General features: G+C 32.6%; 7 protein-coding genes and 3 pseudogenes. 6 read left to right on the top strand and 4 right to left on the bottom strand.

Going from position 1 to position 21,897, the window contains the following annotated elements; translation table 11 throughout:
• Window positions 1-1,344 precede the first annotated feature (1,344 nt).
• Window positions 1,345-1,799 (bottom strand): annotated as a pseudogene (locus tag DM800_RS02545) (carbonic anhydrase family protein); the annotation flags it as partial.
• Window positions 1,800-2,022: 223 nt separating this feature from the next.
• Between DM800_RS02545 and tnpB the strand changes: the two are divergent.
• Window positions 2,023-3,144: an IS200/IS605 family element RNA-guided endonuclease TnpB gene (gene tnpB, locus DM800_RS02540; protein ID WP_048567358.1), complete on the top strand. Its 1,122-nt coding sequence runs from the start codon at window positions 2,023-2,025 to the stop codon at window positions 3,142-3,144.
• 2,171 nt (window positions 3,145-5,315) lie between these two features.
• Window positions 5,316-10,605: pseudogene (locus DM800_RS30035) on the top strand (Cna B-type domain-containing protein).
• Between the two features lie 187 nt (window positions 10,606-10,792).
• On the opposite strand, the gene DM800_RS02525 reads toward DM800_RS30035, so the two are convergent.
• Together DM800_RS02525 and DM800_RS29515 are read right to left on the bottom strand one after the other, a co-directional pair.
• Window positions 10,793-13,228, bottom strand: coding sequence for a PAS domain S-box protein (locus DM800_RS02525; RefSeq protein WP_048567344.1), 2,436 nt, complete (start codon window positions 13,226-13,228; stop codon window positions 10,793-10,795).
• A 960-nt stretch (window positions 13,229-14,188) separates the two neighbouring features.
• A pseudogene (locus tag DM800_RS29515) lies at window positions 14,189-14,498 on the bottom strand (DDE-type integrase/transposase/recombinase); the annotation flags it as partial.
• 684 nt (window positions 14,499-15,182) lie between these two features.
• Here DM800_RS29515 and nheA point away from each other — a divergent pair.
• The 3 genes from nheA to nheC all read left to right on the top strand — a co-directional run bounded on the left by nheA (window position 15,183) and on the right by nheC (window position 18,935).
• On the top strand, window positions 15,183-16,343 hold the full coding sequence (gene nheA / locus DM800_RS02515; RefSeq protein WP_048567343.1) for a non-hemolytic enterotoxin subunit A: 1,161 nt from the start codon (window positions 15,183-15,185) through the stop codon (window positions 16,341-16,343).
• A 54-nt stretch (window positions 16,344-16,397) separates the two neighbouring features.
• The gene (gene nheB, locus DM800_RS02510; RefSeq protein ID WP_048567345.1) at window positions 16,398-17,528 is read left to right on the top strand and encodes a non-hemolytic enterotoxin subunit B; all 1,131 of its coding nucleotides are present in this window, start codon (window positions 16,398-16,400) and stop codon (window positions 17,526-17,528) included.
• A 273-nt stretch (window positions 17,529-17,801) separates the two neighbouring features.
• Window positions 17,802-18,935, top strand: a complete 1,134-nt coding sequence (gene nheC / locus DM800_RS02505) for a non-hemolytic enterotoxin subunit C (protein ID WP_048567342.1) — start codon at window positions 17,802-17,804, stop codon at window positions 18,933-18,935.
• A 618-nt stretch (window positions 18,936-19,553) separates the two neighbouring features.
• Here nheC and DM800_RS02500 read toward each other — a convergent pair.
• Window positions 19,554-20,720, bottom strand: a complete 1,167-nt coding sequence (locus tag DM800_RS02500; protein WP_048567341.1) for an MFS transporter — start codon at window positions 20,718-20,720, stop codon at window positions 19,554-19,556.
• Between the two features lie 317 nt (window positions 20,721-21,037).
• On the opposite strand from DM800_RS02500, the gene DM800_RS02495 reads away from it, so the two are divergent.
• Window positions 21,038-21,897: LysR family transcriptional regulator (locus DM800_RS02495; protein ID WP_147786339.1), on the top strand; the 860-nt coding region annotated here is incomplete at its 3' end.

Raw genomic sequence — 21,897 nt, 5'->3', positions numbered from 1 at the left:
CGTGGGGCGATAGAACGTTGAAGATTTTACGGTTGCAACGTTTTTCTGCAACCAACCTCATATCTTCAGTTTTCGAACAGCAATCTGTACAAGTAAATGCTAGCAAACATGTTGGTATAGGCCAACCGACATTGATCTCCCACCTAAAATTGGTGTTTCACACCTTTACATTTATGAGGAAGGAGTCTTCTGTCGGAAAACGATAAAGGAAATAGTGTGTTTTGCAATTGCTGAAAATAAGAGAGTATGTATTTCATATCAAATACAAAGCATGTTCTGAATGGGGGAATTATGATTGAATGTCGGAAAAGTAACAATTTTGTTACTTTTTGTTGATATATGTCGATTTTAATGTTATATTCATAACAACAAAGAAAGAGTAAACAAAAAACCCTTATCTAGTAATGTTTCAGAATTTTTAGTTTTCTATACCTATGTACTTCTTGTGTCGAAGAAGTTTGTGCATTTTTTCCACTCTTTCTTTGTTCTACCCTACATAAGAAAACAATCTGTTTTTATACAGGTTGTTTTTTTTTTTTGCGTTATAACGTCCAGCAAAAACATGGAGTGGCTTTGCAATATGTTTTGTAATTAAACTTGTAATTTACTTCAATTACGGTTAAAAAAATAATACCTTACAAAAGGGACAAAAGGAAGATGCAGTATAATGAAAAGGCTGTTGTCCCATTAGGACAGCAGTTTTTGTCGTACTGGTACAAAAAATAATATCACTGTCTATACTGAAAGTAATGAAAAAAGTACGTCACTTTTTTCATTATTAGGATATGGTTTGTAAGGGGTTATGATTAAATGCCGAAAAAGTAACAATTATGTTACCTTTTCTTGATATATGTCTTTTTGATGCTATATTCATAATAACAAAGAAAGAGTAAACAGAAACCCTAACTAGTATGATATCAGAATTCTTAGTTCTATCTAATCGATCTACTTTTTGTGCTGTATAAGTTTGTGTCTTTTTTGCCATTCTTTCTTTGTTTTCTTTTGTAAAAATATAATTTATTTTATCATTTTAAGGTATTTGTTAAGTTGAGCAAGACATGTACTATGAATTATAATGCTTATCGCATTCTTAACCTATAATTATTATATAATAATTATAGGTTTTTATTTTTTAAAAAGATTTTTGCTAATGATTTATATATAAAATATATCTAGTATGTTATCTTTTTCTTTTTTAAGGAACAAAAAGAAGATACACCAGTATAGAAAAAATTAATAATTTCATTGATCAAGAAAATCATTATTTAAATTGTCTGGGTTTCAAAAACTTCGCTATGATTCTCGCACAATAAACATACAAAATCAGTAGTATAGATCAAGGTATTGGTTCAAACTACTGATTTTTATCATAATACCTACTACTGCTAACTGACCTTGGTCATTTTGATGGACTAGATGTAATTCCATATCTGCATATTTCCCTTCAAATTGGTGCTCACTTGGTGTATGAAAATGGAATTGTTTTAATGTGTAACGATTTCCTCCTAGCGTGAGATAATCATCAGAACTATTTGCTTTTCCCTCAAATACTATGCCCATTATTTTTAATAGAAAATGATATTGGTTGATAGTTTATTTGCAAAGGATTATTATCAACTGTTGATTTTATTTGTTTTGATATCTATTGGAGATTGTTCTTCCCCATTTAAACACATTTGGTATTCTGGTTTCAATTCTCCCCAGTGCTCTGGACCAGTAGTCCCTTTATATGACCACTGCGTATTTTTCTTCGTAGATTGTTTTTGCGGAGCTTCTTGTTTTGCTGTGTTACATCCCATCAACACTACACTCATTGTTAATATAAAGGGAGTTTTATCATTTTAGCCAAGAAAACTCCTTCCTCAAGGAACGCGAAGTGAGTAGGTGGGAGATGAATTGGCTTCGGGCAAGGGATGGCAGGAAGCCATCTTAATTGTTCGACATACATAAACTGTTACTTCACTATCTGTCGAATGTACGTTTGTTGTATAATAGACATATATCGAAATGGGGGTGAAACGAATGATGATCAATAAAGCATATAAATTTCGTATCTATCCAAATAAAGCACAAGCGACCTTAATCAATAAAACGATTGGCTGTTCTCGTTTTGTATTCAATCACTTCCTATCTCTATGGGATAATGCATACAGAGAAACGGGAAAAGGTTTGGCATATGGTACATGCTCTGCCAAACTTCCTGCCATGAAGAAAGAGTTTGTTTGGCTAAAAGAAGTGGATAGTATTGCGATTCAGTCATCTGTTCGCAACCTTGCGGATGCTTATACACGCTTTTTCAAAAAACAAAACAGTGCCCCGCGTTTCAAATTTAAGAAAAACAACGTACAATCTTACACCACAAAACAAACAAATGAAAACATTGCCGTTATAGGGAACAAAATTAAATTGCCAAAACTAGGTCTTGTTCGATTTGCCAAAAGTCGTGAAGTAAAGGGACGCATTTTAAATGCTACAGTTAGACGGAACCCTTCTGGCAGATACTTTGTATCATTGTTAGTTGAAACAGAAGTGCAAGAACTTCCAAAAACACATTCTTACATTGGAATGGATGTGGGAATAAAAGATTTCGCCATTTTGTCAGATGGAACAACCTATAAAAATCCGAAGTTTTTTCGATCATTAGAAGATAAGTTGGCAAAAGCACAGCGTGTTCTTTCTAGAAGAATGAAAGGATCTTCTCGCTGGAATAAACAACGAGTAAAAGTAGCTAGAATTCATGAATACATGACGAATGCTAGAAAAGATTACTTGGACAAAATCTCGACTGAAATCATCAAAAACCACGATGTTATCGGTATAGAGGATTTGCAAGTATCGAATATGTTAAAGAATCATAAGTTAGCAAAAGCAATTAGTGAGGTATCATGGTCTCAGTTTCGAACTATGTTGGAATATAAGGCAAAATGGTACGGCAAACAAATTATTGTCGTATCGAAAACATTTGCTTCAAGCCAATTATGTTCTTGTTGTGGATATCAAAACAAAGACGTTAAAAATCTAAAACTACGTAAATGGGACTGCCCTTCTTGTCGTACACACCATGATAGGGATATTAACGCAAGTATCAATCTAAAGAATGAAGCGATAAGGCTTCTAACCGCAAGGACTGTGGAGATAGCCTAATAAATTAGAGTTCGATAGAACTCTTTACTTAGGAATCCCCCTCTTCTAAACGAAGTGAAAGTGGGGGTAGTTCAAAAATAAACTTTAAGCCTTTCATACTGTTTCCTCCTTAGATGATAAAATATTGTATTTAAAGAATATTGCTTGTAACTAAAGGTTCTGTTACAAATTCGCCAAAAATATTAAGAATTTAGAGAAGCATCCTTCGATTGTTATGCAATTTAAGTTATTAAATAGAAAAATGGAATACGGAAGCTATACAGTTAAATTATGAGAAAAGGAATAACTGCGCTTCTTACCCAAGTTAGAAAATCTTTATACAAAGTCAGGTTGCAGGCGGTAATTTTTAAATACTATGAGAAATAGAAGTAAGAGCATATTACATTTCTATCGTTCTATTTGTCTTCGTGTAGTGCTAAATAGAATAACTTCTTACCCATAGCCAAAATTGATTAAGTAATTTAATTATGATTCAAATTACTTAACCTGGTCATATTTAGTTGGCGTTACTGCATTCATTCCTATATTTATCATCCTCGTTTCTAATTGATATTGACTTTCATTTTATATTTATTATAATTATATATAAATTATTAAAAAAAAATAAATATAGATTTATATTCTTTGATGTGATACTATGTATTTCTGGTTATGTTGAAGAGTTTTCAACACGAAGTTATTTTCCTAAATCTGCGAAATAGAGAAAATTAGTTTAATTGGATCCACTCTCTATCAACATCCAGCTAAAAAACAGCCCAAATATAAAAAGATTGAATTCTCAAGATGAAAATGTACAATTTTTTATAAGTGCGTCATAAAATTTTTAAGTTGATGGAGAGGTATGGTGACCTCTACTAGTTAGTGGTAACATTAGTTTGTGAAAAAAATGTCGAATTTGTTAGAATTTTGTGATTTCTTGTCTTGTGATACTTTATATTTAGTGCTAAACTCATAATACAAAGAAAGAGTGGCCGGAAATATCCTCATTTGAACAGAAAATACTGAAGATTCAGTCTAATTTTCGAATGAATAATATTCAAGTTTACTACTCTTTCTTTGTTTTATATATAATATTGAACATTATAAATAGATAGCGAGGTGACTGGAATGTAATTATTCGGTAAAAGTAGAGGGGAAGTATTCTGTTGTTTTTATGACATCTTAATTAATGACATACTTATTACAAATATTTGTAGAGAGAATTGAGACTGTTTTTTCAATCTAGCAATGATAAATTTGAGTTCATACAAATAATTATGAATCTAGTCAACAAACTGAGAATTTCATTAAAGATTTGGTATAACGAGATTTAGCCATGGAGTTTATTATTCATGCGGATTTTAATTAAGATGCTAAATGCATAAGTAGACCAAAATTGTTGAACGTTTTTGGTGATCTTTTTGAAAAATATAAGACTATCTAATTACAAATCTGAGAAATGATTTCCAAGTGACATATGAATAAACAAAATTATTTGTGGTTTATATTTTTACTAAATGAATCAAGAAGTAGGTAGTGGTTTAGAACAATTATTTAAGGACAATATTTTGGTGTATATAGGAGGGAGTATAAAATAAGTATTTTATCTCAAGAGGGGTATTAATTTACGTTTGGTTTCTTTAATTACAAAATCAATTACAAAAACTACAAAAACTATCTTTGGCATTAAAAAAGTCCTATATTACGGATGGGAGCATGAAAGAATGCCTATAGGAGGGGGAGAAGATTCTGGTAAATAATGGTGTGAATCATTAAAAAGATATATCCAAAAACTGAATATATTGATATTGAGAATATAAAAACAATAAAAAGTAATATCAATAAACTAATAGCGTTGAAATAAAAACATTATTCATCAGAAATGTATGCTCAAAATAAGACGGTAGATATGATATAAAATCTCGGGATTTTATAGGAATGATGAAAAACGTAACTTCACCAGTTACAATTATATCGAAAATTGTTTAACTTGTAAATATTAAACTTAGTGAAAGTAATGTTACATTAAAAAAATGAAGTTTAATAGAGTACAAGAGAATTATTTATAGAAATTTGTTTTCAAGTTTTATGTGTATAACGATTAAAAGAAATGGAATACCATCAGCCTATAAAGTCATTGTCATTGCATATTCATATTAGAGCCATCTAATTATAACTGATAGGAGAATGACATGATCAAGAGAGTAACTTCGATTTTTTCGATTCTAATGCTTTTTATATTTACTATAGGTCAGAGTTTCACATCCATAATAGCAAATGCACAAGAATTAAATAAAACAGGACTAGTTGATAGTTTTATATTCGATAAAACGGAACTAGGTGTCGGTGAACAGACGAGAATACGCGTTAATTTTAGTGAAAAACCTGGATTGAAAATAAAAACAGGAGACACCTTAATATTAACGTTGCCCCCGGAATTAAAAGGATTCAAGGGAACGATTCCATTGAACAATGAGCAAGGGCAAAATTTTGGTACTTGTCAAATAAATACAACTAATGTGGTATGTACATTTAGTGATGTAGCTGAGAAACTTCTAAATGTTAGGGGGCATTTTTATTTTCAAATTGAAGCAACTCAGGATGTAGCAGCGGGAGAAAAGAAAACAATCAATACGGATCTAGGTACAAATTTAGAGTCTCAAAAAGTAACGATTACTGGTCCAACTAATAATGGGGGGACTAGCCCTGGAACAATGCACTCTAAAGGGGGCAATATTAAACCGGAAGATACCAATATAATAAATTGGTGGTTAAATATAAATGGTGCAAAACAAAATGTAGATACAGATATTGTTTTGACAGATACTTTGGGACCGGGACAAACACTTAATCAAGATAGTTTCCGTATTGGAGGATTTGCCGCTCCAATGACACCTGAAGCATTCCAAGCCCAAGGTTATGGAACGGTTACTTTTATCGGTGATAATGCGTTTAAAGTTGTGATGAATAAGGAAAAGGCAAGTGGTATTACTTTTGCTTTCTCTTATACATCTACTATAACTGAAAGTGGAAAGAGTCAACCATATTTTGATAATCAATATACGGTTGATTACAAGATTACGAATGAAAATCCTGTATCAACGTCGGGTAGTGCTAGAGTTAACAATATAGATCAGGGCGGCGGTGCACAAGGGGATTTACCTCCTAAAGGAACGTTAAGAATCGTGAAGCACATTGCCGGAGATGAGACGAAATTTATACCGAATGTTTCATTTAACTTATATACAGAGTCAGGTCAGCAAATTGGCGGTACGTATACAACGGATGGACAAGGTATGGTGGAGGTTCCAGATTTAGACCCAGGTAATTACTATGTACAGGAGATTGCAGGTCCAAACTATTTGGATTTTGATCCTCAAGTAAAAGTACCTTTTACCATTGATGCAAATGCTGATAAAGGTGTAAAGCTTGCTATTCCGAATAAAGTGAAAATGACATCTGTTTCAGGAACGAAAACATGGAAAGACGGAAATGCAACAGATCGTCCAAGCTCAATCCAAGTAGAGTTACTGCAAAATGGAAATTCAATCAAAACACAAGAAGTAACAGCAGTGAATAGCTGGAACTATACGTTTGCAGATTTACCTGCATATGATAATGATGGTAATGCTTATACGTATACAGTAAAAGAGCAACCGGTAGCGGGATACAAATCAGAAGTGAATGGCTACAATATTACAAATACAAAAGATGCAAAAACATCTGTTTCAGGAACGAAAACATGGAAAGACGGAAATGCAACAGATCGTCCAAGCTCAATCCAAGTAGACTTATTGCAAAATGGGAACGTAATCCAAACACAAGAAGTAACAGCAGCAAATAGTTGGAATTATACATTTGCAGACTTAGCACAATACGATACGAACGGTGTTGCTTATACATATACAGTAAAAGAGCAACCGGTAGCGGGATACAAATCAGAAGTGAATGGCTACAATATTACAAATACAATAGTAGCGAAAATGACAGTAGAAGGAACGAAGAAGTGGAAAGACGGAAATGCAACAGATCGTCCAAGCTCAATCCAAGTAGACTTACTACAAAATGGAAATGTAATCCAAACACAAGAAGTAACAGCGGCAAATGATTGGAAATATACATTTACAAATGTAGAATCATATGATGTGAATGGTAGTGCCTATACGTATACAGTAAAAGAACGACCAGTAGCGGGATACAAATCAGAAATAAACGGTTATGACATTACCAATACAAAAGTAGGCCAAACAACGGTAGAAGGAACAAAAACGTGGAAGGACGGAAACACAACAAATCGTCCGACAACAATCAAGGTAGACTTACTACAAAATGGTCAAGTAGTTGCGACGCAAGAAGTAAGTGAAGCAACAAGCTGGAAATATGGATTCAAAGACTTAGCAGCATATGATGCCGAAGGAAATGCATATAAGTATGAAGTAAAAGAACAACCGGTGGATGGATATAAAACAGAAGTAAACGGTTATGACATTACCAATACAAAAGATGCAAAAACATCTGTTTCAGGAACGAAAACATGGAATGACAACAATGCAACAGATCGTCCGAGCTCAATCCAAGTAGATTTACTGCAAAATGGAAACGTAATCCAAACACAAGAAGTAACAGCAGCGAACGGTTGGAATTATACATTTGTAGACCTAGCGCAATATGATGCAAATGGTGTTGCGTATACGTATACAGTAAAAGAACAACCGGTAGCGGGATACAAAACAGAAGTAAATGGCTACAACATTACAAATACAAAAGTAGCAAAAATGACAGTAGAAGGAACAAAAACGTGGAAAGACGGAAATGCAACAGATCGTCCGACAATGATCAAAGTAGACTTACTACAAAATGGAAATGTGATCAAAACACAAGACGTACTAGCAGTAATAGGTTGGAAATATATATTTGCAGATTTAGAAGCATACGATGCGAATGGAGTAGCTTATCAATATGAAGTGAAAGAACAACCGGTGGATGGATATAAATCAGAAGTAAAAGGTTATGACATTACAAATACAAAGGTAGCGCAAACAACAGTAGAAGGAACGAAGACGTGGAAAGATGGAAATGCGACAAACCGTCCGACAACGATCAAAGTAGACTTACTACAAAACGGTAAAGTAGTAGATACAAAAGAAGTGAGCGCAGCGGGCGAATGGAAATATGCGTTTACAGACTTAGCGGCATATGATGCCGAAGGAAATGCATACAAGTATGAAGTAAAAGAACAACCGGTGGATGGATATAAATCAGAAGTAAAAGGTTATGACATTACAAATACAAAGGTAGCGCAAACAACAGTAGAAGGAACGAAGACGTGGAAAGATGGAAATGCGACAAACCGTCCGACAACGATCAAAGTAGACTTACTACAAAACGGTAAAGTAGTAGATACAAAAGAAGTGAGCGCAGCGGGCGAATGGAAATATGCGTTTACAGACTTAGCGGCATATGAACAACAGTAGAAGGAACGAAGACGTGGAAAGATGGAAATGCGACAAACCGTCCGACAAAGTAGACTTACTACAAAATGGGAAAGTAATTGATACAAAAGAAGTGAGTGCAGCGGGCGAATGGAAATATGCGTTTACAGACTTAGCGGCATATGATGCCGAAGGAAATGCATATAAGTATGAAGTAAAAGAACAATCGGTGGATGGATATAAATCAGAGGTAAAAGGTTATGACATTACCAATACAAAAGTGGCACAAACAAAAGTAGAAGGAACGAAAACGTGGAAAGACGGAAATGCGACAAACCGTCCAACAACGATCAAAGTAGACTTACTACAAAATGGGAAAGTAGTAGATACAAAAGAAGTAACAGCGGCAACAGAATGGAAGTATACGTTTGAAAAGCTACAAACATACGATGCGAATGGAGTAGCGTACAAGTATGAAGTAAAAGAACAGCCGGTAGCCGGATATAAATCAGAGGTAAAAGGTTATGACATTACGAATACAAAAGTAGCGAAATTAACAGTAGAAGGAACAAAAACGTGGAACGATAACAACGCAACAGATCGTCCAAGCTCGATTAAAGTAGACATACTACAAAACGGTAAAGTAGTAGATACGAAAGAAGCAACAGCGGCAACAAACTGGAAATATGCATTTGCGGATGTAGAAGCATATGACGCAAATGGAGTAGCATACAAGTATGAAGTGAAGGAACAGCCAGTAGCGGGATACCAATCTGACGTACACGGTTATGACATCACAAATACAAAAGTAGGCGGAACAAAAGTAGAAGGCACGAAAACATGGAAAGACGATAACGCAACAGATCGTCCAAGCACAATCAAAGTAGACTTACTACAAAACGGTAAAGTAGTAGATACAAAAGAAGTAACAGCGGCAACAGAATGGAAGTATACGTTTGAAAAGCTACAAGCATACGATGCGAATGGAGTAGCGTACAAGTATGAAGTAAAAGAACAACCAGTGGATGGATATGAATCAAAAGTAAATGGTTATGACATCACAAATACAAAAGTAGGCAAAACAAAAGTAGAAGGCACGAAAACATGGAAAGACGATAACGCGAAAGATCGTCCGGAAATGATTAAAGTAGACCTTTTACAAAATGGTACAGTGATTGCGACGCAAGAAGTAGGCAAAGCAACAGGCTGGAAATACGAATTCAAAGATTTAGCAACGTATGATGCAGAAGGTAAGGCATACAAGTATGAAGTGAAAGAACAACCAGTACCAGGATATGAATCAAAAGTAAGTGGTACTGACATCACAAATACAAAAGTAGGCCAAACAAAAGTAGAAGGCACGAAGACATGGAAGGATGGAAATGTAAAAGACCGTCCGGAAATGATCAAAGTAGATCTACTACAAAATGGCAAAGTGATCGCAACAAAAGAAGTGAGCGCAGCAGGTGAATGGAAATATGCGTTTACAGATTTAGCGGCATACGATGAAAATGGAGTAGCGTACAAGTATGAAGTAAAAGAACAACCAGTGGATGGATATAAATCAGAGGTAAAAGGTTATGACATTACGAATACAAGAGTAGGCGAAACAAAAGTAGAAGGAACGAAGACATGGAAGGATGACAATGCGAAAGACCGTCCGAAAATGATCAAGGTAGATCTACTACAAAATGGCAAAGTGATCGCAACAAAAGAAGTGAGCGCAGCAGATGAATGGAAATATGCGTTTACAGACTTAGTGGCATATGATGCCGAAGGAAATGCATATAAGTATGAAGTGAAAGAACAACCAGTGAATGGATATAAATCAGAGGTACATGGTTATGACATCACGAATACAAAAGATCCAAGTACGGATCCAAAAGATCCAAGTACGGATTCAAAAAATCCACCTACTCAAGAAAATGTTAAGACATCAGTATGGCTTCCTAAAACAGGTGGAACATCAATGGATATGATTTCATATATTGCTGGAATGTTGTTATTGGCTTTAGGTGGATTCGTATTAGTTCGTCAACGAATGAGATAAAAAGACTTGTTATGTTGGTTTGAATTATAGCTTGATCAAAGTATTGCTGTAAATATTGATTTTATAAATAGAGGAGACCCACACATTTTGAAAAAAGTTTGATCAAAATGTGTGGGTCTTAATTTTAGATTTCTTAAGTTTTTATAATCAATTGTGTTTTTTGTGTTTACTTTCATTTAATCCACCCTCAGAGAGTAGATATAGGTAGATCTATATTGACTGTTGTTCCTTTTCCTACTTCACTTTCAATAAATATTTTACCTTGGTGCTTTTCAATAATTTTATAACAGATCATTAATCCTAAACCGATACCGTTTTCTTTGAGGCTATAGAATGGTTCTCCTAGGTAAGGTATACGTTCCTGTTCAATTCCACACCCATAATCAGTAAATCGAATGTTTACCTGGTTTTGATCAAGCGCATATTCGATTTGAATCAAGATTTCCCCTCCCATTGAAGTTGCCTCAATTGCATTTTTTAAGATATTTATAAAAGCTTGCTTTAATTGATTACATTCACAAAGTATGAATGAAGTATCAGATGTAAACTGAGTTTTAATTTGTATGCAATTCATTGTCGCTTGAGGTTCAAGTAACATTACAACTTGCTTCATTAATACATTTAGGTCATTAGTTTTAATTTCTAATGCCTCAGGTTTTGCTAATGTCATAAATTCGTTAGTAATACTATCTATACGTTCAATCTCTGATAACACTATATCTATGTAATGCTCAGTATCCTTATTTCCCAGTGATTGTAATAACTGCATGAATCCTTTCATTGCTGTTAAAGGATTTTTAATTTCATGAGCAATTGCAGTGGATAATTGACCTACTACAGCAAGTTTCTCCGATTTTCTTAATAATTCCTCTGTTTTTAGCCGTTCAGTGATGTCTCGAGAGATGCTTAAGAAAACTTTTTTGCCATTCAAGTTAAACACACGAACAGAAAATTCAATTGTCAGGGTCTTTCCTCTAGGAAAAACAAATTCATCTTGTAATGTAAAAGATGTTTGCCCTTCTCTAATTTTTTCTATGATTCTTTGGACCATTGGAGAATCTGGTGGAACGTTACTAGGGAATGACATCGAAAGAAGTTCTTCTCTACTATATCCAAATCTTTTACAAGCAACAGGATTTACTTCGATAAAGCGAGTTGGTAATTCATTATCATTCAGCTCCACCACATATACTGCATCAGTTGCTTGTTCGATGAGTGCACGGTATTTCATTTCACTGTCACTTAATTGCTGGTGTAATTGATACAGTTTTCTTTCTGCTTGTTTCCTTTCAGAAATGTCTCTACAAATTCCTGATAAAGCAATTACATTACCTCTAAAATCTAAAATAGGCGAAATTGTCAGGCTTACATCAATTAGAGTTTTATCTTTTCTTTGTCTAACAGTTTCAAAACGGGTGAGAATTGGGTCATTCATATTGGTATTTTTAATGTGGTTTATATATTCTAAAGTTTGATCTATTAAAAATTCAGGTACGCAAGGTAATTTTTTTCCTACAGATTCTTTTTCTGACCAACCAAATATTCTCTCATAAGCTTTATTCGCTTGTAACATATGCCCATCTAAATCAAATATAGTGATAGCATCTACATTATGGTTAATAAATGATTCTAGTCGCTCTTTTGTAACCTTCAGTTCATTTTCCGCATTTATTCTTTTCGTTATATCAACAGTAGAACCAACTACCTCAACCACTGTGCACCCTCTTTTAACAGGTCTAAGAGAGAAAAGTATCGTAGTCTCATCATTTGGCCATGGTAGTTCAAAAGTTACTTCTTCACCATCCCATGCCTGTTGATAATATTTTAATAGTCGAGGAATTAAATGAAATGGAATAATTGAAGCATCTATATTAGATAAACATTTACCTACGACTTGCTGAGAGTGAAACCCATATTGATAAAATAATTGTCCATCACACAGAGTGTGGATAAAATCCCCATCTACTTTTTTGAATTTGAAAATACCTCCTTGCAATTGGTGTACGGTATCCTTTAATTCTCGCTTTGATTCTAGTAATGTTTCATTCGCTTTGGCTAAGTTTTGTGTTAAAACATATAATTTTTGATACGACTCCATAAGAAAAATCCCAATTAAGAGTCCGCATGATATAAAAAATGTACCTTGGATGTCAAGAAGTATAAGTGGTATAGAAGGAAAAAAGAATCCAAATACAACATGAATTATAACTAGATAAGCAGATAGATAAAGAAAAACGCTTTTAAAAGGATGGATATTTTTGAGATATGTTTTAAATATAGTATATATAATGGCTATTCCTAAAGATGCTATTAAAGCTGGTCCCCAATCACCACCAAGGTAGAAAATGCGCATAAATAAAATAAACATTAATGTAATCCAGCCAGCTGTACGACCAAAATAAATAAACGAAATAATTAGTGGAACGACTCGCAGGTCGTAAAACAATCCCATGTGCTTAAAATTAAAAATCATTAAAATGGCAGCTATGATACCTGCGTAAATGCCACAAAATAAACGAAATGATTTAGAATCTACTTTACTTATAAATACTTGAATAAAAATAGATGTACTAACTAAGAATGCAAAAATAGATAGATTAATGATGAATCCTGTAAAAAGCATGCCATATTCCCCCTTAGTAAAAATATCGAAAAAAAGCAAGAAAATTTTATGAATTATACGGTGATTAGACTTGTTATTTGGAAAAGGGAAATGAGTAAAGATAAAAATTCAGTTCTTTTTTATCTTTTTTCAACAATAGATCCTTCACTAAAATATTAAATGTAAGAAACATTAATTTTAGATAGGAAATGAATGCTGGTAGGGATATATAATGAGGGCATCATACAAGAAAGCAATGTACAACCCATGTTAGTAAATAAAGTGTATAAGTTTTGTATCTATTTAAATAGGTGATAAGAAATAGTAATTGCTTAAAAGATGGGGGACAGTCGTCTCCTGGCCGTAGGAACTACGGGAATAGCCTAATGAACTAGAAACCAATAAGTTTCAGTACCTAACAATCTCCCACTTCAAACAGCGAACTAGAATGTTAAGTGGTGATTAGTCCGAAATATTTTCTATATTAATAAAAATAATAAACTAACTATAAAAAAAAGAAAACAACTTGGATAGGAACAAATTGTTTTCTTATGAAGGGTACAACAAAGAAAGAGTAGGGAAGGAATACACAAACATGCCAATCTAACGGAGTGGAGTAAAATAGGCAAAGACTGAAAAATCAGAAAATTTATAAAACGAAGTTTCCTATTTAATCTCTTTCTTTGTAAGTATAAGTTTAACATCAATAACAAGATAAAACAACAAAAAAATACAAAATTCTGATAAATCCGACATTAAATTAACTGTTAAATAAACCTTTTACGTTAATATTTGAAAAGTTTCTTATTAAAATGTATTGAATGGATTTTGTAACATTTACGAAAGGGTTTTGGAAGATATTTGAATTAAAAGGAAACTCAAATTATGAAGGACTTGGAATATCACCAGAGGGAGCAGAAGCAACCCACTTTAAGTGATTTGAGTCCCATTATAAGGCGTACGCGTTACTTAATAAAACGATAGTCTTTTTTCTTTTTTCAACTGTTCAATTGCTATAGGATAAGCTAGATTCTTATCGACTGTTATCACGTGAGATTTAGAAATGTACGAAAAAGTGTTTGTTTATATCTTGATTTACTAAGATAAAAATCAATTGTATTTTCTTCTGAATCAGCAACAAAATACAGGTACATCCATTGGTTTTTTAATTTGATATATGTTTCATTGACTTTATAGGGGGCATTTAGTTGTTTTAGATCATGTCGCATTTTTTTGTCCAATACTGATGAATCCAACGCATAATTGTTATAGGAGTAATAGGAAAATTCCGTTACTTTTAAGTTTCCAACAAGTTATGGAAACTTAATATTGATGTACCGGTAGTACATAATAGTTATTTGGAAAATTACCACTTATGACTATGTATATTTAATAGTTAATTTTCCTCTATATGGATATGCAATTTTACATATCTATATAGAGGAAGAAATAAGCGAAGAGTATTGAAAAATTATACTAAAATAATTTTTGAAAATGAAAATTCACCTAGTTAAATTAAATTAGGTACCTTTTTATCAGTGTTATTAAATTATAATTATTTTAATTATAGTAGTGAAGTTGCATAGCAATTTTAGAAGTATAGTATTTTAATTTGTACATATATAAAATAATTAAGATGAAAAAATAAAAAAGGATAAAATTATACAAAAACCTACAAAATTTTACTATATACGCACTGAAAATTTAATGTTTTAATAAGGGCACAAGATGTTAGTTACATTTTAAGACATATAAAATCAGGAGTATTTTCGTATATGCCTTTTATGTAATGACTTAGGGATTAAGTTTATAGTAGGGCATTATGTACAAATGTTTACAATCTATATTTATATTCCTAAAAAATCATCTTTAAAATAATCTATATAGATTAATAGTTATAATGTTAGATTTCAAGTTAATTAAAATTTAGTCCAACTATTTTATCAAAAGACACCAATAAATGGGAGGTATCACCATGAAAAAAGCGTTAGTCGCAGGGTTATTAGTTACAGCAGTATCTACAAGTTGCTTCTCACCTGTAAATACTTTTGCAGAAAGTAATACAACTTATTTACAACCAAGTAGTATACTTGGACCCGCTATGGATAGGTTATCAAATTCGATTACGAAATTAGGATCACAGACGCCATTAATTCAAGGATATGGGCTAATCATATTACAGCAACCAGATCTTGATGTAAGTACTATATATGGAATAACTACTGATCAAGGCACTGTAAGAAACCATGTTCGAGACTGCCTGGATATAAATAACCACAAATTATCCGTTGTAAATCAAGACATACAGAGTTTCGGAATAAGGTTTACAAATTATTACAATAAATTAGTTGAACTAGCTGGAAAAATGAATGAAGATCCGGAAGCAAAAGCATTATTTGTACGTATTTTTAACTTACTTCAAGGTGACGTGCAAAAAATTCAGTATAATATGAAAATAACTTCAGAAGACTTAAACAATTCTAAAAACGAATTGGCTGAAGATAGTAATAATTTTTCTAGTAAAGTTAGCAGAGCGTTTGAATCTTATAAGGGTTCAGACGGAGACATTGAAAAATTAAGAACGGAAATGGGACAACTTAATGCAGGCATTCAAGAAGATTTTGAAAAACTTCTAGCTCTACCAAAAGAAAATCTAGACGGTTCTTTAAATATTACAAAGTCGGTTATTAATATTTTGAAAGACGGAGTTAAGGATAAAACTGTAGACGTGTCTAATTTGGAAGCAATTTATAACCAATATGGACAACTCAAAAATGATAAAGTAACAGAACTGAATAAAGCTATTGCTCAAAAGCAACAGAAACTAATTCAATTGGTACAAAATTTATCGAATATTGAAGTGCAAGCAACTCAAATGACACTTATTGAGCAGCAATTAAATAACTTTACAAGAACAGTTAAAAAGCAAACTCAGAGTTTTGACAATCTAGTAAGTAGTTGGGACACCTTTAATAACATAATGATTGAAACGGGGACAAGTCTTAATACTGATGTGAAAATAGATTCTAATTCATTACAAGCACGATTAAAAGAGCTTAAACAGTTTACGGATGAATTGAAAAAACAAACAACGGAATATCAAGAGAGTGTTACAAAAATAAAAGTAACAGGATGAAATTTGTAGAATTCAGAACAATAATTCTTAATAATGTAAGGAGAGAAAAATGTGATGAAAAAACCTTATAAAGTAATGGCTTTATCTACATTAATAGCAACAATCGTAGCGGGTGGCATTATGCCATCATATGCCTCGGCAGAGGCACCTGCACCTATTTATGCAAATCAAGATCTTAAATACCCTAGTTATTACCTTGGACCAACAGGGCTTGATAATGCGATGAAGGACACTAAATCCAATATGTTGGTAATGGACCTGTATGCTTTAACTATTCTTAAACAAGCAGATATTAATTTGGATGGTTTACCTTCAGTTGGCGATAATTTAAAAACAGCCATTAAAGCCAACCAAAATCTTACTAGAGAAAATGCAACATACTGGTTAAATAATTTGAAATCAGGGATAGTTACGACGAATCAAAATATTATCAGTTATGATACAAAATTCCAAAATTATTCCCGTTATTTATTACAATATAAAAATGATCCAGTCAAACTAACAGCTTTGCTTACAAAGTTGAATGGTGAAATTTCACAGAATAAAGATCAAGTGACCAAATTAGTGGAGGATTTAAAAAGCTTTCGCGGCAAATTAGAAAAAGATACACAAAATTTAAAAGGGAATGCTGAAGAAATCGTAAATATTTTAACTGGTCAAGAAGCTGGAATTCCACTGTTTCAGAAACAAATCGAAACAAATAAAGCATTAATCGATGAGAATAACAAAATTTATATTGCATCGTCGGTTGCAACTGCTGCTGGTGCATATTTAGTTCTTTCACCTTTTGCGCCCTTAGGTGCACCTATATTAGGAGGCGGGATATACGGAGTAGTTTCATCGCAGCAGCAGATAATCAAGGCACAAGAAGAAATTATAACGCTAACACAAAATATTTCAATGGCGCAACTACAGTCAGCTAGGTTAACGATAGTGCAAAGTGATATTAAAAATTTAACAGATACAATTGATAAAGCTATTGTTTCTCTTGAAAATATAAAGACTGCGTGGGATGGAATGGGAACAAAATATGACGCATTGATTAAGAGTGCTAAAGCTGTTGACCCAGAATTCCTTGCTATGGATATAACAGCAGATCTGGATACAGCGGAGGCTCATTGGGAGCAGATTAGAAAGTATGCTGAAAATATTCAAAGTAGTGAGATTTCGTTCTTGAACAAATAATATTGCATCAAGAAATTGCCGAAGTAATGAAAAATATAATATACTGATTTTCCCTTTTGAAGAACACATAATGTGAGTCTCCTGTTCAAGTTTGAGCAGGAGACTTCCTATATAGTTATGAAACTTAATAAAGATTATAGAATAAGAAAGTACGAGAATCTCTATTTTAATATGTTGTTTTATTTGCAATAATCGTAATTCATTTGAAGTAAAGAATAGAAGCTTATGAATTTAATAAAATATGTGATACATGTGAAAAAGTAGGTGAAAAAGATGAATAAGAATTTATATAAGAAAATTATTTTGTCAACAATCATTACGGGAATGGCAGTGAGTAATGTAATTCCACTTCATACTTTGGCAGCAGAACAAACTGTGTCCCAACAGCAAGAAAGTTTGAAGAACTATTCCCTTGGTCCTGGTGAATTTAAAGAAGTAATGGGAAAAATGGTGGCAAATATCCTTACAATGGATTCATATGCCAATACAATCAGTAATCAACAGCTGACAGATTTAAGTAAAATAAGTTCTATAAATCGTGATTTACAAGCAAACATGATTAAGCATCAACGGGATGCAATAGAGAATGCCGACTTTTGGTTCATGTATTTTAAAACTCGTATTATGTACACGCATCAGAATATTGTAAGTTATAATGATACGTTTCAAGCAAGTTATAAGCTTTTACTAACTGCTATAGAGCAAAAAGATACAGAGAAATTAAAATATGAACTAGAAAATTTGTACAATAGTATTTTGTACAATAGTCAAAAATTAAATGTACTGTTAGAAAAATTGAAAAATTTTCAAGGTGAAATAGCAGAAAATACAAGAAATTTCAAAGAAGATTTCAATCAATTGGAGAATATTCTAGAAAGTACGAACGCTGGTATTCCGCTTCTACAACAACGAATTGAGAATTGTAATAATACAATTAAAGAAAACTATGATAAACGTGGTGGCTATATAGCTTTATCTGTATTTATGCCTCCGATTGGTATACCATTGATTGTCACTGCTGACAAGAATATCGCATCTGCACAACAAGAAATAGAACAATTAAAGTCCAGAATTTCTGGAGCAGAGGCAGAAGTAGTTATTTTGACTGATGCCAAAAATAAAACGGAACATATGGCTGCAACAGTTGGTACAGCTGTTACTGCTCTTGAAAATATAAAGACTCAGTGGGATGTAATCGGGGTCAAATATAAATCATTGCTTAAAAGTGTTGACCAAATTAGCCCAGACCTGCTTGCTCTTATGATAACAGCAGATTTGGATACAGCGAAGGATAATTGGCAGGACCTTAAAAATTATGCGGATAAATTATATGAAGGTGCTAAGATTGCACAAAATAAAGAGATTGTACAAATAGGAAAACCGCAAATAGGACCGGATTACAACTGAATACGTGCAAAATAACAAAATATACGTTATATAGAAAAGATAGTTTAGTTGTTTCAGGTTCTTGGAATGTAGGAGACACTATTAATAATGAATCATGTAGCACAAGAAAAGGGATACAAAAAGGGCTTAGAAGAGATCACAGATAAAAAATTGAGAGATTAGTATATAGTATATAGAAATTGCTTAACAAAATTGGCTAAAAAAAGTAGATTTCTTTTTAAGCACCTCAACAACTTGAAGTAGACCTTTAAGTTGTTGTACATGTATTTGTTATTGGTTTGTTTCTTAAAATTTGATACATACGAATCTGAGGGTCTGTTTTTTAAGGGTGACTAGATAAAATAGTGCATTTAATATAAAAATGGTATCAATTTACAAAGAGGGCGGAATAAAAATATTATTTCAGATGAATATGAAATAATAGAGGAATGATAGAAATGTAAATTGTTTAACCTAAATATCTAATAAAAGAAAACATTAAATAACTAGCTATATGAAAGATGGTATTACTATTTTAAGAAGACGGTTTTAAAAGAACCGCCTTCTTTTTGTTTCTCTATAAAAAGATACAGACTAATTAATGCCATTTCTATGTTTTATAATTGTAATAGACTTATTTTAAACAGCTTTTTTAGTAGTAGTTATTTTAAAGACATTATTTCTCATGCTATAAAATTGTAGGCATAATGAAATAATCATAGAAATTATCGCAAAGTAGATTAGAGCCATAGTCCCCATTCCAAGAGAATTTACTACTCCACCTAATATGGCACCTACTGAACTTCCTAGATAGTTAATCGAACTATTAAGGGCCACAGCTGTACTTCCGTGTTTAGGTTGATAGGATAATAAAATATGTTGCTGTGGTGCTCCTGATGCCCATCCCATCGCTCCCCATATGAAAAATGGTAAGTACTTTATAATTGTTAGATTAATCATTATCGGAATACATACAACTGAGACAGTTAAAATAATTAAAATAAGAGCCATTAAAGTTTTTGGTTTTTTGAAGTAATCAATTAAATATCCAATTGTTATACTTCCAAATAATCCACCCAATCCCCAAGCCCATAAATAAATTGTTAAATTACTTGAGTTATCAAGGTCTTGTAATAATGGAGATAGATAGGTATATAAACCTAAACTTGAAATACTTGCAAAGAATGTTATTAAAACAGTGATAGTAACTCTTTTATCTAAAAACATTGCAAGTCTTTCTTTCATAGCAGGTGGTGCTGTGACTGGGACATGTGGTAGAAACTTAAGAATACTAATAGCAGCAATTAAACTAAGTAGTACCACAAACCACATTGCTGATTGCCAATCAAACTTGTCTGCGATATAAAGACCTATAGGAACACCTAATACAGTTCCCATACTCATGCCACCGATTGTTAAGCCAAGTGCGCGTCCTTTCTTTTCTACAGGTACTAACATAGTTGAGCCTGCGACAGCTAAAGGAGAAAATAATCCAGCACCAACACCAGCAATTGCCCTTGATATTAAGAATACCGAAAAGTTTGGCGATACTGCAGTTAATGCATTTGCAAGACCAAATATAATTATTGAAGTCAATAGAACTTTTTTTATAGGTTTACCTGCTAAGAGAGAAGCAAACAGTGGAGCGGATATTGCATAACATAATGTAAATATACTTACCGCTTGCCCAACTTGGGATGCACTTTTTTGATAGGTATCACTAATTCCAGGAACCAGTCCAGCAATAATATAAGCATCGAATCCCAAGGCAAACATACCAATAGCTAAAAAAATAACTTTTTTCATAGTTCTGCCACCTTTACATTGTCAAGATTAAAATAAATTATCAATCTTATACACTCTAGTTGCTAGTTTTATACAGATAGAGAATGATTATTAAATCAATATATAACTCTATAAGGATTTGGTTTTCAATTATAATAATTGAGCTATATATAATTATTGAATAATGCCATACTAATTAAAAAATCTGCAGATTAAATTAAGGTAAAATAACATTTGATAATCATTACTCGTCTAGCTTAAGTAGGTTAATATTAGTATACTTAATGAATGGAATTAAATAAAATGAATAATATTAATGCAAGGGATGAAAAAAACTCATGAGTATTATTAAGTATGAAATTTTTGAATCAGTTATTACAACGGGGAGTTTTACAAAGGCTGCTGAAAAATTAAACATGACGCAATCTGCAGTAAGCCATGCAATTTCTAGCTTAGAAAAGGAATTAGGAACGTCTTTATTCCTAAGAACTGGTCGGACAATTACTTTAACTCCTCATGGCACTAAAGCTTATGAGTATATTGGTCAGATATTAAAAATAAACCGTAAATTAATAGAGACTAGTTTTAATAATGAATTATTGCCTAAAACACTGAAGATTGGGGCCTTTACAAGTGTAAAAAAACATATATTACCTCCAATTATGAAAGAATTTAATAAATTGTATCCGTTTCTTGAAATTATAGTGTTTGAGGGGACTTATGATGAAATTCAAGAATGGATTATAAATAAAGTAATTGACCTTGGCTTCACAATTAAAGGGGGATTCGGATGTGAGTCAGTACTATTTTTAGAAGATGAGTTAGTTATAGCAACACCAAAGGACTTAAAGTTAATTCCAGTAGATTGCCCTTTAAAGGATTTCTTTAATCAAAATAATATTATTATGCCAGCAGCACCATACAGAAATCAAGTTGAGAAATTTTTTAATCAGCAAAGTATAGAACCTAAGATTCATTCATATATAAGTGACTGCAATACGATAGTGAAAATGATTGATTTAGGAATAGGTATTTCAATAGGACCAAGGCTTTTCTTAAAATCATTTGATAATATAAAAATATATGAACTACCGGAGCGACATTATAGAAATATATACATATCTTATAAACCTTCTACAGAATTAAAACAAGCAGAAGGTTATTATGTTCAGGAATTTATAAAAATAGCAAGGAACTT

The sequence above is a fragment of the Bacillus sp. AY18-3 genome (genome assembly GCF_008042305.1).
In the GTDB taxonomy this organism is placed as follows: Bacteria; Bacillota; Bacilli; order Bacillales; family Bacillaceae_G; genus Bacillus_A; species Bacillus_A wiedmannii.
The sequence above is the reverse complement of the archived record's forward strand: the minus strand, read 5'-3'. Positions and strand labels throughout refer to the sequence as shown.